Source organism: Paraburkholderia sp. SIMBA_053 (assembly GCF_046534895.1).
Taxonomy (GTDB): domain Bacteria; phylum Pseudomonadota; class Gammaproteobacteria; order Burkholderiales; family Burkholderiaceae; genus Paraburkholderia; species Paraburkholderia caledonica.
On sequence record NZ_JAWRXU010000354.1, the window covers coordinates 1 to 316 of the forward strand.

Here is a 316-nt window from a genome sequence, read left to right on the forward strand (position 1 = left end):
GAGCGACTATCGGACGATCCGCGCACACTTTCCCACGCGGAGGAACGGTAACGCCTGGGGCTGCTATGAATCCTGTTCATGGAGGCTCCAAAAGAAGGAGCCCTCCCCCTGTGGGAGAAAGCTCCCATAGGGAAAAAAAAGAAAGGCCCGCACGGAGCAAGCCTGTCGATGCGCCGTTGGCGCGGGTGGTGTACACAGCGTAACGCCAGAAATTGGCCGTGACACCATGAAAAGATGCTGTATTTGCGTTCTCTTTCGCCAACGCGATGTTCAATAAAAAAAGCCCGTCGAAGCCTCCAGGTTGGAGACTCACGAC

The 316-nt window shown here is 55.7% G+C and carries 1 protein-coding gene; it reads right to left on the reverse strand.

Annotated features, from left to right (window positions below; translation table 11 throughout):
• Nucleotides 1–76 precede the first annotated feature (76 nt).
• Nucleotides 77–316 (reverse strand): hypothetical protein (locus tag SB753_RS35965; protein WP_410804864.1); only part of this gene is annotated, 240 nt, incomplete at its 5' end.